The following is a 14,210-nucleotide window of genomic DNA, read 5'->3' as shown; positions in this document are numbered from 1 at the left end:
CCCTCAGTTGCCGGCGATGCGATCGTCCCAGGCGCTGTCCCAGGCGCCTTTTTCACGCAGGTAACGGGCAAGCCCCGGATGCACCTTCACCGAGTCCACAGAGGCGGCTACGCCACGGCGCTGGATATCCACCATGTCCCGGCTGATCTGACGGAACGCGGCGTCGGAGCGCGCCAGTTCCTCAGCATGTGCCTCGATGATGGTGAGCATGCGGAACACATCAACGGCGGGCACTTCGGGCCCTACATGGAACCCGTAGTAGAAAGGCACCACCAGCACCTTGTCCACATACACGTCGCCGCGGAATACATCCGGATCCACTTCCACCACGTCAAGTCCGGCCCCCCGGAGCTTCGCGATCTCGGCCTCGCTCGGGTTGAGCACGGCCACGTCGGCGGCGATCATGGCCTCGTTCACCCAGGGGGCGGGGCTGGCTTCGCCGGTGCTGTAGACGATGAAGGCATCGATGTTTCCCTCGGCCAGGGATGAGGCGGTCAGGCCGCGGTCGAGTTCCACGTACTCATGCCCCACTTCCAGGGTCTGCATGGCCCGCTCCAGCTGGGCGCGCACGTCCCAGGGCGCCGGACCCGTGAACACGGGCCGGCCGGCCAGATCGCCCCAGCCGGAATAGTTGCCCCGGTCGGCGGCCCGCACACCCAGGCCCACTTCCATGGTGTAGGCCCAGAAGGATTGCACGGGTTCACGCTGCATCTGCTGGCTGAAGCCGCGGAACCGGCCGGTGTCGCCCGCCAGCTCGCGGAAGGCGATGTCGGCGCCGTAGTAGCCGTCGAACTGGTTGGTGGCATAGCCCCGCACCGTGGCAAGCGCGCCCGGCGTGGGCAGTACCGTGATGGAGTAGTCGGGCATCTCCCGGTTGAGCATGGCCATCAGGGCCACCTTGGCGCGATGGCCCGCCGAACCCACCGCAGAGGTGGCCCAGCGCAACTGTGTCACCTGGCCCTGGGCGTCTGCGGTACGGATCTCCGACAGCCCCAGGGGGACGGCAATCACAAGGGCGGAAACGAGTGTCAGGAAAAAGCGTTTCATCGGCAATACTCCCTCTCTCTGGTTATCGCTCCGGCGTCAGTCGCGCAGGGCGTTTCTCCGGGGCGCGGGAATCGCGTCGGATGGCGCATCAACCGGTCCGACCGTGTCTTCCCATTGGCTTTTATTGTTCTCTGCTAACCTTAGACCACCCACCGGATTCTGCCCGACGGATGTCATGTTTCTTGAGAGATATGTCCTATTTAATATTGATTTAATTAAACTTTAATGATCCAATCACTTGCATCCAAAGCCGGGAGCCGCCATCCGGTCAGCCAGGCACCGGGTATGCGCCGGGCCCGGATCACGGTTCGCGAGACCGGCCCGACACGCCACCGCGAAGGCGCCCGGTGCCGGGGGACTGAACGACAGCCGCCGGTTGACGTATCGGTATGAAGCGGCTCCCTGCTAAAATGTAACCAAGTCCGTCACCCGATTGCGAGTCCTGCGTCCCATGAGCGAATCCGCGTCCCCCGAAACCCGTCCGCGCCTGATCTGGACCACCACGCTGATGTTCAGCCTGACGGCGCTGGTGGCCGTGACCGTGGTGCCCTGGTACGGCCTGACCCATGGCTACAGTGCCAGCGCCTGGGTCGCCTTCGGCCTGTTCATGGTCTTTGGCAGCATGTCCATCACGGCCGGCTACCATCGGCTGTGGGCGCATCGCGCCTACGAGGCCCATCCCGCGGTGCGCGTCTTCATGGCCCTGTGGGGTGCCTGTACCCTGCAGAACAGCATCCTGATCTGGGCCTCCGGCCACCGCACGCACCATCGTCACGTGGATGACAATGAACGGGATCCCTACTCCGCCGGGCGGGGTCTCTGGTTCTCCCACATCGGCTGGATGCTCAGGGACTACCCCAGCGGCAAGGCCGACTTCAGCAACGCGCCGGACCTGCTGCGCGACCCCGTCGTCATGTGGCAGCACCGCTACTACGTGCCCATTGCACTGTCGATGAACATCGGCCTGCCGGTGGTGCTCGGGCTGATTTTCGGCAATGTGATCGAGATGCTCCTGCTGGCCGGTTTTCTGCGCCTGGTCCTCGCGCATCATTTCACCTTCTTCATCAACTCGCTGGCCCATTTCTGGGGCCGCCAGCCGTACACGGACGGGAACAGCGCCCGGGACAACGGCGTCCTGGCGCTGCTGACCTATGGCGAGGGGTATCACAATTTCCACCACCTGTTTCAGTACGATTACCGCAACGGCGTGCGCTGGTGGCAGTACGACCCGACCAAGTGGCTGATCGCCACCCTGAGCTGGCTGGGTCTCGCCGGAAACCTGAAACGGGCCAGCAATTTCCAGATCCAGCAGGCCCTGATCGCCATGCAATTCCGCGAGGCGCGCAGGAAGCTCTCCCGGGGGGGCGGCAACGTGGAAAAATGGCGAACGGTGCTGGAGCAGGAGTACCAGCACTTCCTGTCCGTCCTGGAGCAATGGAAGGCCCACAAGCGCGGCCTGTACGAACAGACCCGGCAGCAGCTTGCAGTCCAGTGGGAACATGCCGTCATGCGCACGCGTATCCGGGAGTTCGAGTATCTGCTCAAGATGCAGCGCAAGCGGCTCGCCCTGCTGACGCTGCAACTGTCCTGACGGCCATGATCCACGGTGCGGCGGTCCTCGTCGTACCGTGGCCGGCCGGGCCGGGCCGGTGGGTGCACGCATGAGCGGCGGCCCGCCCGATCCCGGCATCGAGGCCGATGCCCTGAGCGCGCCGTTCGGGGGCCTGACGCCGGATCGCATCCTCGACGTGCTCGAAGCCCACGGACTGGTCTGCGACGGACGCCTGCTGGCGCTCAACAGCTACGAGAACCGCGTCTACCAGGTGGGCCTGGAGGATGAGACTCCCTGCGTGGTCAAGTTCTACCGGCCCGGCCGCTGGAGCGATGCTGCCATCCTGGAGGAGCACCGGTTCGTCGGACAGCTCGCGGAGCGCGAGATCCCCGCGGTACCGCCCCTGGAATTTCCCGGACAGGGCACGCTGCTTCATGCCGGCCGTGAACGTTTCTCCGTGTTTCCCCGCCAGGGGGGACATGCCCCGGAACTGGACGATCCCGAAACGCTGACCCGGCTCGGGCGCTTCATCGCCCGTATCCACGGGGTCGGTGCCATGGAAGACTTCCGGCACCGGCCGACCCTGGATGCCGAGACCTTCGGCATGCGCTCCAGGGCGTTCCTGCTGGACAACCGGATCATTCCCGCGGACCTGGAGCCGGTCTATCGGGGCGTGGTGGATCAGGCGCTGGAAGGGGTGGCGCACTGCTACCGGCGTGCCGGACAGGTCCGTGCCCTGCGTCTGCACGGCGATTGCCATGGAGGCAACGTGTTGTGGACCGATGCCGGCCCGCACTTCGTGGATTTCGACGATACCCGCATGGGGCCCGCGATTCAGGATCTGTGGATGCTGCTCTCGGGCGACCCCGAGAGCATGGCCGCCCAATGGGCCGCCATCCGCGAGGGCTACGAGGATTTCCGGGACTTCGACCTCCGGGAACTGCACCTCATCGAGGCGCTTCGCACCCTGCGCCTCATCCATTATTCCGCCTGGATCGCGCGGCGCTGGCACGATCCCGCATTTCCCATGGCCTTCCCGTTCTTTGACAACCCCCGCTACTGGGAAGACCGCATCCTGGAACTGCGCGAACAGATCGCGGTCATGGATGAACCGGCGATCCTGTAAGGGATGGCGGTGGAAGCCCGGGGGACCGGGCGATCCGTCTCCCCGTGCCCTCCTATCGCCCGGAGGACCGGGCTCCTACGTGTGCCCTTGGCTCTGCCCCCCCCCTGCGATCCTTGCGTGGTCGACAAAGACCATCCACTCGAAACAGCAAAGAGCCGGTGATCCGCGGGCAGCATCCTCCCTTATCTTGTATCTTGTATCTGTTTTTCATGTATCTGCATTGAAGGAGCCATTCATGACCCACGCAATCCGAATCCACGAAACCGGCGGTCCGGAGGTGATGCGCTGGGAGTCCATCGAGGTGGGCGATCCCGGCCCGGGCGAGGTGCGTCTGCGCCAGACCGCGGTAGGGCTCAATTTCATCGACGTGTATTTCCGGACGGGTCTGTATCCGCTGCCGTCGATGCCCGGAGTGCTGGGCATGGAGGCGGCCGGTGTGGTGGAGGCGGTGGGCGAGGGCGTCTCCACGCTCTCCGAGGGCGACCGGGTGGCCTATGCCACGCCGCCGCCGGGCGCCTATGCGGAAGCGCGCATCATGCCCGCGACCCGGCTGGTCAAGCTGCCCGACAACATCGAGGACAAGACCGCCGCCGCCATGATGCTCCGGGGCATGACGGCGCATTACCTGCTCAGGCGCATCCACCGGGTGGAACCCGGGGACAGGATTCTCATCCATGCCGCCGCGGGCGGGGTGGGGCTCATCGCCTGTCAGTGGGCCAGCCACCTGGGCGCCACGGTGATCGGCACGGTGGGCAGTGACGAGAAGGCCGAAATCGCCCGCGCCCACGGATGCGACCATCCCATCGTCTACACCCGCGAGGATTTCGTCACGCGCGTGCGGGAGATCACCGACGGGGAAGGGGTGGCGGCCGTGTACGACTCCGTGGGCAAGGACACCTTCATGGGCTCACTGGACTGCCTGCGCCCTCGGGGCATGATGGTCACCTTCGGCAACGCCTCCGGTCCCGTGCCGCCCTTCGAGCCGATCCTGCTGTCGAAGAAGGGATCACTGTTCCTGACGCGCCCGACCCTGTTCCATTACACGTCGACGCCCGAAGACCTGGCCTGGGCCTCCGGCGATCTGTTCGAGGTGGTGGGCAGCGGCGCCGTGCGCATCGAGATCAACCAGACCTACGCCCTCAAGGACGCGGCCCAGGCGCACCGGGATCTGGAGGGACGCAAGACGACGGGGTCTTCGGTTCTGCTGCCCTGATGGGCAGCAGAACCGAAGGATGAAGGATGAAGGATGAAGGATGAAGGATGAAGGATGAAGGATGAAGGATGAAGGATGAAGGATGAAGGATGAAGGATGAAGGATGAAGGATGAAGGATGAAGGATGAAGGATGAAGGATGAAGGATGAAGGATGAAGGATGAAGGATGAAGGATGAAGGATGAATGAAAACAGACCCTGCTCCCTCCCCTCAGGAGTCTGTAATTCTTTTTGTGTAACTGCCTATCCCTGAGTGTCCCGGATTCGCTCGCCATGTTCGATTTCGAATCGATGCATGGCGGCCTTCCAGTTCTGGATGGGCCGGGTCCAGCGCTTTGAGGCGCTCTGCACGGCCAAGAATACCACCTTCATCGCCGAGGCATCGCTGGGGAAGACACGCCGGTTCTTGGTGGCCTTGCGGATGACGCTGTTGAGCGATTCGATGGCGTTGGTGGTGTAGGTCACCTTGCGGATCTCGGGCGGATAATCAAACAGCGGGATCACCTGTGCCCAGTGCCGGCGCCAGATCGGCCCAATGCTGGGATAGCGCTCGCCCCAGACGGCCTCAAAGGCAGCAAGCTGCGCCTCGGCCTGCTCGGCGCTCGCGCTGTGGTAGATCTGGCGCAGGTCCCGGCACACCGCCTTGCGCTCCTTCCAGGAGACGTAGCGCACGCTGTTTCTCACCATGTGCACCATGCACAGCTGCACCCGCGCATGGGGGAAGGCCGCCTCGATGGCATCGGGGAAGCCGCTCAGCCCGTCCACGCAGGCGATGAAGATCTCCTTGACCCCCCGGTTTTGAAGCTCGGTGAGCACCGAGAGCCAGAACTTCGCCCCCTCGGTTTCGGCCAGCCACAGCCCCAGCAACTCCTTCTCGCCCTCGGTGTTGATCCCCAGCGCCAGGTACATCGATTTATTCACCATGCGCCGGTCCTGGCGCACCTTGAGCACCACACAATCCAGAAAAACAATGGGATAGACCTCGTCGAGCACCCGGTTCTGCCAGGCCTCAACCTGCTCGATCACCGCCTCGGTGACCCGCGAGACCAGGTTCGCAGACACTTGCGCCCCGTACATCTGCTCAAAGGCCGAGACAATGTCGCGCGTGCTCATGCCCCGGGCATAGAGCGCCAGGATCTGATCATCAAACTGTGTCAGCCGCGTCTGGCCCTTGCCCACCAGCCGCGGCTCGAAGCTGCCGTTGCGATCCCGGGGCGTGGCAATCTCGACCTCCCCGTGACTGCCCTTGAGCGTCTTGCGGCTGAAGCCGTTGCGACTGTTGCCGCTGTGGTGCCCGCCCGGGTCATGCCTGGCATAGCCCAGGTGCGCCTCCATCTCCGCACCCAGCGCGGTTTCCACCACCAGCTTCATCAGCTCAGCGCTGAAATCGCTCAGATCCTTCTCCGTCTTGATCCCCTTGGCCAGGCGCGCCGCCAAGTCCTTCTTCTCTTGTTCTTGCATCTGCTTGTCTCCCGTTTCAGCTACCATAAACAGAAACAAGCAGTTACACAGATTTAATTACAGTCCCCCCCTCAGGGGAGGGCCGGGGAGGGGTGGTTTAATTCATCCTTCAACCTTCAACCTTCAACCTTCATCCTTTACTTACATCACTCCTTCGTTGCTCAGGCAGCCGCGGAAGGCGGCGACGGAGCCGTTGCCCTGCTTGTCCCAGCAGGAGACGATGCGGTCGAAGCAGGTGTCCCGGCGGCGGGGGTCGCCGTCGGCCTGGCGGCGGCATTGCAGGGCGGCGTCCTCGGAGAGGGTGTCCACGGTGTGATAGCTGGCCGTCATGGGGCCTTCCTGGAGGATCCAGGCCAGGGCGCGATCCGCCCCCTTGAGTGAGAAGTGCGTCTGCTGCGCCTGCCCCTGGGCATCCCTGAATTCCAGTTCCAGTTGCTCGCCCTCGCGCATCTCGCTCAGAAGGCTGGGCGGCTTGCCGCCCTGGCGTTTCTCCCAGACGGGCCATTCCACGCGGCTGGCGACTTCGGACCGGTCCCCGTTCCGGGCGCTGTCCGGGATGCGCAGATCCGCCACCCGGTGTTCGCCCTTGCGGGCGATGCTGACCCGCAATGCATGACCCGCGTGGGCCTCGGAGCCGCTGTTTTCGTTCAGGATCAGCGCGCCCTCGATGGGGCCGTTGTCCTGCTGGCCGAAGGCGAGCATGTGCCCGTCGCGGTTGCGTGTCCAGGCGGCGATGAACACCTTGTCGGAGTCCGGGTCCGCATGGGACATGACCGTCCAGTGGTTGAAGGGGATCGTTTCGGCGCCCATGGCGCTGAACGTCAGGAGCAGGGCGGGCAGGGCGGGCCAAAATCTCATGCGCTACCTCCGGATCACACCGGGCTTCTCATGAGTATAAATGGATCACACGGAAATACCGAAGTTCCCCGGGGCGCCGGCGCGGATCGCCGGCGTCCCGGTCCTTCGGCCCGAACGGGATTGTGTCCCGGCAATGCGGCCCCTCTTCTGGGCTAACATGAACCGATGGATGACATCGACCATGGCCTGCTTCGGTATTACCCGGCAGCCGACGGCGCAAGACTCGCGTATCGCGTCCATCACTGCGGCATGCGGGATGCCCCCGCGCTGGTCATGGTGCACGGGGTGGCCAGCAACAGTACGCGGTTCAGCGAACTGAGCGACCAAATGCGCCTGCGCGGAACCTGGGACCTGCTTCGGCCGGACCTGCGGGGCCACGGCGCGTCCATGCGCCGGGGAACGCTCAGCCGGGAACTCTGGTGCAGGGATCTGCTTGCACTTCTCGATGCCGAGGGCCACGAGCGGGCGGTCTTTCTGGGCCACAGTCTGGGTGCCCAGGTGATCATGGATCTCGCCGTGGCCCACCCGGCGCGCGTGCGGGGACTGATCCTGGTGGATCCGGTGTTTCCCGGGGCGCTTCGGGGCATGCTGGGTCTGGTGCGCAGGCTGGCCCCCGTCAATCGTCTCGTGATTGCCCTGCTGGCCGCCGCGCAGCGCCTGGGCATCGGAAGGCGGAGGTTTCCCTACCGGGACCTGGCCGCCCTGGATGCACGCACGCGCGAGCGGTTGCGCCGTAACGAAGCGGAACACATCGGTCGGCTTTACATGAACCCCAGGGCGGATCTTCGCTATCTGCCGCTGCGCAATTATCTCCAGGATCTGCGTGAGGTGGTGCGGCCTGTCCCGGACCCGTGCCGGATCCGGGTGCCGGTGCTGGTGCTGCGCTCGGCGGGGGCCAGCGTGAGTGACCGTGATGCGGTCGCCGCTCAGATTATCCGGTTCCCGCTGGGCCAGGAGGTGGCCATCGATGCCGATCACTGGCTGCTGACGGAACGCCCGGTCGAAGCGCGCCACGCCATCGAGCACTGGTGCGAACAGCTGATCGGCGAAACGCCGCCGTCACCGGTCTGAAGCGGCGGCGGTGCCGGGGGATTCCGCGGATCGCCCGAAACGGACCTGTCCGATGCCCGGCAGTTTGATGCCGGGTGCCTGAGGGTCAATGCCCATAACGAGACCGAGCACATTGACCTCGAGGCCTTCCTCGGGGGCAATCAGAATGCCCAGGAGCCCCTGCACGGAGAACTGAACGCCGGTCCCGCTGGGGGCCACGTCCACCATCCGTGAATCCAGGTAGTCCTTGCCGACGGCGATGGTGGGCAATCGTGCCCGCAGCTCGGGGACCCGGCGTGTGATCCACGCGGTGAAGGTGTTGCTGTTGGGTCCGGGCCAGACGCGGTAGAGGTGGGGCCAGGGGTATTCGGGCAGCAGTGTCCCGATCCGTTCGATGGCCCGTTCGGCCTCCGCCCCGCGCAGTTCGGCCAGGACATGGGGGCGGTTGCCGAACCAGTGGGCGTCGGCGACACCCGGGCCCGTGCTCAGGCCGCGCCAGCGTGTCACCTGGTGCAGGGTGTAGCCGTCCGCGCCGGCGGGCTTGACGGCGATCCAGGTGTGGGCGGCGAACGCGCCGCGCCAGTTGAACGCGCGGGCCCCGTACACCTGTACCACGGCCTCGGGGGTGAGGGCCGGATCCGGGGCGAGGCCCGTACTGGAGCGGTCGGCGGTCCGCCAGGAACCGCCCAGGGCCACCTGTTCGGACATGGCCATGATGGCCGGCCCCGTCAGCAGCAGGAACAGGAGCAGGAGGGTGCCGGCGATCCATTTCAGGAGGGCATGCATGGGTCAGGGGTCCGGTCAGGATCCAATATTAAACTTTAAGAATAACTTATAACTAATTTATTTATAAATATTTAATTGATCGTTTATGCATCCGGAACGGGCCCGGTCAGATCGTGCAGGGACGATACTATGGACCGCCGGTACCCTCCGGGGGTTCGCGGGCGAAACCCGTGCGGGACGGATTTCAACAGAAATCCCTGGACGGCGTCACCAACCGCCCCAGCCATCCACTGCGGTCCTCCAGCCGGCGGGCCACCAGGTGCATGACCCCTTCCACGTGCTGCAGCTCCCCGCGGATCTCCAGCAGCCGCCCCATGATCACCTCCCGGCGATAGCGATCCACCAGACCGGGCCAGACGATGGCGTTCACGGTGCCGGTCTCGTCCTCCAGGGTGAGAAAGACCGTGCCATTGGCGGAGGCCGGATGCTGGCGGGTGATGACCAGACCGATGTAACGCACATGACGTCCATGGGGACGCGTCCCCAGCTCCCTGGCCGTGAGTCCGCCCGCGCGGCGCAGCCGCCCGCGCAGCAGGGCCAGGGGATGGTCGCCCAGGGTCAGTCCCGTGGCGCGGTAGTCGGCCACGCAGTCCTCGCCCGCGCCCGGCGCCGGCAGCAGGGGGTCCGCCTCGGCGGGCGCGGCATCCGTGAGCAGGGGCAGGGGCGCCTCCACCCCCAGGGCCGCCCAGCGGGCACGATGCCGGTGGCCGGCAAGCGATTTCAGGGCCCCGGCATCCGCCAGGATGTCCAGCTGCCGGGTATCCAGTGTCGCCCGTCGGGCCAGATCGTTCACGTTGGCAAACGCGCACTCATCCCGGGCCGCCGCGATGCGTTCCGCCACAGCTTCGCCCAGTCCCTGAACGAGCCGCAGGCCAAGGCGCAGGGGCGGCTGATCGCCATTGAACCGGGGCGCTTCCAGGGTGCAGTCCCGGCTGCTTTCGCACACATCCACCGGCAGCACCGTCACCCCGTGGCGCCGGGCGTCCTGCACCAGTTGCGAGGGGCCGTAGAAGCCCATGGGCTGGCTGTTGAGCAGTGCGGCGGTGAAGGCGGCGGGTTCGTGGCGCTTGAGCCAGGCGGAGACGTAGGCGATGAGCGCGAAGCTGGCGGAATGGGATTCCGGAAAGCCGTATTCCCCGAAGCCCAGGATCTGCTGGTAGATCTGCTCGGCGAAGTCCTGTGGATATCCCCGCTCGGCCATGCCCCTGAGCAGCCGTTCCCGGAACAGATGCAGGGTGCCCTTGCGCCGCCAGGCGCCGATGGCCCGGCGCAGGCCGTCCGCCTCGCCAGCGGAGAAGCCCGCCGCCACCATGGCCAGCTTGATCACCTGCTCCTGGAAGATGGGTACGCCAAGTGTGCGCTCCAGCACGCCGCGCACCGCCTCGCTCGGATAGCTCACCGGATCGAGCCCCTGGCGGCGGCGCAGGTAGGGATGCACCATCTGACCCTGGATGGGGCCGGGGCGCACGATGGCGATCTCGATGACGAGATCGTAGAAGCAGCGGGGTTTCAGGCGCGGCAGCATGCTCATCTGCGCCCGGGACTCGATCTGGAACACGCCCACCGTGTCGCCCCGGGAGATCATCTCGTAGGTGGCCGGGTCCTCGGCGGGCACGGTCGCCATGTCCAGCCGTACATCCCGGTAGCCGTGGATCAGGTCGAAGGCGCGGTGCACGGCGGAGAGCATGCCCAGCGCCAGCACGTCGATCTTGAGCAGGCCGAGTGCGTCCAGGTCGTCCTTGTCCCACTGGATCACGGTGCGCTCGGCCATGGCGGCATTCTCGATGGGCACCAGCTTCGAGAGCACGTCCCGGGCGATGACGAAACCGCCCACGTGCTGGGACAGATGCCGGGGGAAGCCCACCAGTTGCTCAACCAGCGCCACCAGGCGCCGAAGCACCGGGCTGTCCGGGTCCAGGCCCGCCTCGCGGATGCACTCCGCCGCCACCCCGGGTGCCCACCAGGCGAGGTTGCCGGACAGGCGGGTGACCTGGTCCACCGAGAGCCCCAGGGCCTTGCCCACGTCGCGGATGGCGCTGCGCCGGCGATAGGTGATCAGCGTCGCGGCCAGTGCGGCACGCTCACGGCCGTATTTGCCGTAGATGTACTGCATCACCTCCTCGCGCCGCTCGTGCTCGAAGTCCACGTCGATGTCCGGCGGCTCGTTGCGTTCCTTCGACACGAAGCGCTCGAACAGCATCTCCGAGCGGGAAGGGTCCACGGCGGTGACGCCGAGGCAGTAGCACACGGCGGAGTTGGCCGCCGAGCCGCGGCCCTGGCAGAGGATCCCCCGCCCGCGGGCAAAGCGCACGATGTCGTACACGGTGAGAAAGTAGGGGGCGTAGTCCATCCCGCCGATGATGGCCAGTTCATGGGCCACCAGGTCCCGGACCTTTTGCGGCGCGCCTCCCGGCCAGCGCGCGGCCATGCCCTCCCGCGTGAGGCGCGTGAGATGGTCCATGGCCGTATCCCCCGGCGGCACATCGTCCACCGGGTAGGTGTAGCGCAGTTCGTCCAGGGAGAAGCGGCAGCGCCCGGCGATGGCCACGGCCTCGGCCATCCATTCGGGTCGGTACAGGCGCGCCAGGTCTTCTCGGGGACGCAGATGGCGTTCGCCGTTGGGGAACAGCCGCGCGCCTGCCGCCGACAGGGGAACGCAGTGGCGGATGGCGGTGAGCACATCCTGCAGCGCGCGGCGTTCGCGCAGGTGCATGTGCACCACGCCGGTGGCCGCGAGCGGCAGTCCGGTGCGTTCCGATAACGCTTCCAGTGCGGTACGCCACGCCGCGTCCCGGCCGTCCCGGTGCAGGGCGACGGCGATCCAGGCGCGGCCGGGGAAGATGCCTTGCAGGAAGGATGAAGGATGAAGGTTGAAGGTTGAATGGGGGGGCGGGAGCCACAGGGTCAGCAGGCCGCGGGCGTGGCGGGCCAGGGCATCCCGGGTCAGGTGATAGCTGCCCTTGGCGGCGTTGCGCCGGCCGGTGGTGATCAGTTGGGAGAGGTTTTCGTAGCCCTCGAGGTTTTCCGCCAGCAGCACCAGATGCAGCGCATCCTCGGCGCATCCCCCTGGCACCCGTAGGTTGGGGTGAGCGCAGCGAACCCCAACATCCGTTGCACGATCCGCATCCATTTGTTGGGGTTCGCTGCGCTCACCCCAACCTACGGTGGACAGGCGTACCTCGGTGCCGATGATGAGGTGCAGGCCGTGTTCCTTGGCCGCCTGGTGGGCACGCACCACGCCGGCGAGCGAACACTCGTCGGTGAGGGCCAGCGCCCGGTAGCCCAGTTCGGCGGCCCGGGCCACCAGTTCCTCCGGGTGCGAGGCCCCGCGCAGGAAACTGAAATTGGAGAGGCAGTGGAGTTCGGCGTAGTCGGGAGGCATGGCAGGCGGAGGGCTGAATGCGGATACTGTATTTATATACAGTTCACTGTCTGTTCCGCAAGCCGGGTCGCCCCTCATTCCGGAAAATACCGTACCCTGCAGGCTTCGCGCTCACGGGAGGACACCTCAACGATGCAGATCTGGGTAGATGCCGACGCCTGCCCCAAGGTGATCAAGGAGATCCTGTTCAGGGCGGCCGAGCGGGTGCGGGTGCCGGTGGTCCTGGTGGCCAACAGTCCCGTGCAGACGCCCCGGTCCCAATGGGTGCGCGCCCTGCAGGTATCCCCCGGCATCGACGTGGCGGACAACGAGATCGTGCGCCGGCTTTCGCCGGGTGACCTGGTCATCACCGCCGATATCCCGCTGGCCTGGGAAGTAATCGAGAAGGGTGGACATGCGCTCAATCCGCGAGGCGAACGCTACACGCGGGACACGATCCGCGAGCGGCTCGGGATGCGCGACTTCATGGATACCCTGCGAGCGAGCGGCATCAACACGGGCGGCCCTTCGACCCTGAGCCAGAAGGATCGCCAGGCCTTCGCCAATCAGTTGGACCGGTTCCTGACGTCGCGCCCCCGATGACGGCGGGCGCCCGTGCAACGCACTTCACCCGGTCGCCCGCCGTCTTGACATGAACCGGTATTCCCGGTCCCCGTCACGGGTCAGACGTGGATGCCGTGCTGCTATGATGGCGTCCACCAGCACAGATCCGGGATGCTCCCTTGGATGCCTACAGCCTGACCGAGATCCTTGTCGTGATCATCGTGGCGGTGATCGCGGGCCTGGTCCACGGGATATTCGGGCTCGGTTTTCCGATCATCGCCACGCCGCTGGTGGCGCTGGTCACCGACGTGAAAACCGCCATCCTGCTCACGCTTGCGCCCAACATCGCCGTGAACCTCTGGAGCATGCTCCGGGGAGGCAACTGGGGCGAGAGCCTGGGACGTTACTGGTACGTGGCCGCGTGGATGCTGGTGGGTTCGGTACTCGGCACCCTGCTGCTGGTGCGGCTGGATCCCAACCCCTTTCGCCTGCTGCTCGCACTCACCCTCGTGCTCTATCTGCTGAGCGATCAGATCAAGCGCCTCGACTTCGGGGTGATCCGGCGCCACCCGGGGACGAGCGGCAGCGCGGCGGGACTGGCCGCCGGGCTGCTCGGCGGCACGGTGAACGTGGGCGGCCCGGTGCTGATGATCTACTTCCTGGAGCTGCGTGTGGCGCCGCTGGTGGTGGTCCAGTCCATGAACCTCTCCTTCCTGTTGGGCAAAAGCGCGCAGGCGGCAACCTTCGGCGTTGCCGGCATGCTCGGTTCGAGTCTGCTGCTGCTCTCGGTCCCCGTGGTGATCGTGGCGCTGGCCGGCCTGCGCGCCGGCATGTGGGTGCGCGAACGGGTGACGGCGGACGCCTACCGCGGCTGGCTGCGCGGTGTGCTGTGGGTCCTGAGTGCGACGCTGGTGGTGCAGTTCCTGTTGAACTGGGACGTTGGAATTGGGAAGTGAGAAGTGAAGTGCGACGTGGGAATTGGGCAGTGAGAGGATGAAGTGCGAAATGGGAATTGGGAAGTGCGAGGTGAAGTGGGAAGGGGGAACATAACCACCCTCACGCCGTTCTTCTGTTCCTGGCGCCCGGCCCTTGACCCTTCGGCTCGACCTGTCGCCTGTTCAAAGCCGCTCCCGGCGGATTGGTCCCTGAGGGACAGGGAGAAATGAATTTCCTTCCCACTTCCCACTTCCCAC

General features: G+C 65.8%; 11 protein-coding genes. 6 read left to right on the top strand and 5 right to left on the bottom strand.

The window, feature by feature from the left end:
* Window positions 1-3: 3 nt before the first annotated feature.
* Window positions 4-1,047, bottom strand: a complete 1,044-nt coding sequence (locus tag THITHI_RS0104305; RefSeq protein ID WP_018231844.1) for a TAXI family TRAP transporter solute-binding subunit — start codon at window positions 1,045-1,047, stop codon at window positions 4-6.
* A gap of 451 nt (window positions 1,048-1,498) precedes the next feature.
* On the opposite strand from THITHI_RS0104305, the gene THITHI_RS0104300 reads away from it, so the two are divergent.
* From THITHI_RS0104300 to THITHI_RS0104290, 3 genes are all read left to right on the top strand, one after another.
* On the top strand, window positions 1,499-2,638 hold the full coding sequence (locus THITHI_RS0104300) for an acyl-CoA desaturase (protein WP_018231843.1): 1,140 nt from the start codon (window positions 1,499-1,501) through the stop codon (window positions 2,636-2,638).
* A gap of 70 nt (window positions 2,639-2,708) precedes the next feature.
* Entirely contained in the window at window positions 2,709-3,725 is a 1,017-nt protein-coding gene (locus THITHI_RS0104295) for a serine/threonine protein kinase (protein WP_083908767.1), read from the top strand.
* A gap of 235 nt (window positions 3,726-3,960) precedes the next feature.
* Window positions 3,961-4,938, top strand: a complete 978-nt coding sequence (locus tag THITHI_RS0104290; RefSeq protein ID WP_018231841.1) for a quinone oxidoreductase family protein — start codon at window positions 3,961-3,963, stop codon at window positions 4,936-4,938.
* 242 nt (window positions 4,939-5,180) lie between these two features.
* Here the strand turns inward: THITHI_RS0104290 and THITHI_RS0104285 are convergent, their stop codons facing one another.
* Window positions 5,181-6,398 (bottom strand): IS256 family transposase, encoded by a 1,218-nt coding sequence (locus THITHI_RS0104285; RefSeq protein ID WP_018231840.1) that lies wholly within the window; start codon window positions 6,396-6,398, stop codon window positions 5,181-5,183.
* A gap of 141 nt (window positions 6,399-6,539) precedes the next feature.
* Window positions 6,540-7,256 carry a hypothetical protein gene (locus tag THITHI_RS0104280; protein WP_018231839.1) on the bottom strand — a complete coding sequence of 239 codons (717 nt, stop codon included), beginning with the start codon at window positions 7,254-7,256 and terminating at the stop codon, window positions 6,540-6,542.
* A gap of 165 nt (window positions 7,257-7,421) precedes the next feature.
* Here THITHI_RS0104280 and THITHI_RS0104275 point away from each other — a divergent pair, with 165 nt between their 5' ends.
* Entirely contained in the window at window positions 7,422-8,327 is a 906-nt protein-coding gene (locus tag THITHI_RS0104275; RefSeq protein WP_018231838.1) for an alpha/beta fold hydrolase, read from the top strand.
* On the opposite strand, the gene THITHI_RS0104270 is transcribed toward THITHI_RS0104275, so the two are convergent.
* Both THITHI_RS0104270 and THITHI_RS0104265 read right to left on the bottom strand, forming a co-directional pair.
* Window positions 8,316-9,092, bottom strand: coding sequence for a DUF3750 domain-containing protein (locus tag THITHI_RS0104270; RefSeq protein WP_018231837.1), 777 nt, complete (start codon window positions 9,090-9,092; stop codon window positions 8,316-8,318). The genes THITHI_RS0104275 and THITHI_RS0104270 overlap by 12 nt on opposite strands.
* Before the next feature lie 184 nt (window positions 9,093-9,276).
* Window positions 9,277-12,474 carry an error-prone DNA polymerase gene (locus THITHI_RS0104265; protein ID WP_018231836.1) on the bottom strand — a complete coding sequence of 1,066 codons (3,198 nt, stop codon included), beginning with the start codon at window positions 12,472-12,474 and terminating at the stop codon, window positions 9,277-9,279.
* A gap of 132 nt (window positions 12,475-12,606) precedes the next feature.
* On the opposite strand from THITHI_RS0104265, the gene THITHI_RS0104260 reads away from it, so the two are divergent.
* The gene (locus tag THITHI_RS0104260; RefSeq protein WP_018231835.1) at window positions 12,607-13,056 is read left to right on the top strand and encodes a YaiI/YqxD family protein; all 450 of its coding nucleotides are present in this window, start codon (window positions 12,607-12,609) and stop codon (window positions 13,054-13,056) included.
* A 140-nt stretch (window positions 13,057-13,196) separates the two neighbouring features.
* Window positions 13,197-13,973, top strand: coding sequence for a sulfite exporter TauE/SafE family protein (locus THITHI_RS0104255; protein ID WP_018231834.1), 777 nt, complete (start codon window positions 13,197-13,199; stop codon window positions 13,971-13,973).
* Window positions 13,974-14,210 lie beyond the last annotated feature (237 nt).

Origin of the sequence: Thioalkalivibrio thiocyanodenitrificans ARhD 1 (assembly GCF_000378965.1) — a bacterium.
Classification (GTDB): Bacteria; Pseudomonadota; Gammaproteobacteria; order Ectothiorhodospirales; family Ectothiorhodospiraceae; genus Thioalkalivibrio_A; species Thioalkalivibrio_A thiocyanodenitrificans.
Note: the sequence above shows the minus strand (reverse complement) of the source record. Positions and strands in the feature narration are given on the sequence as shown.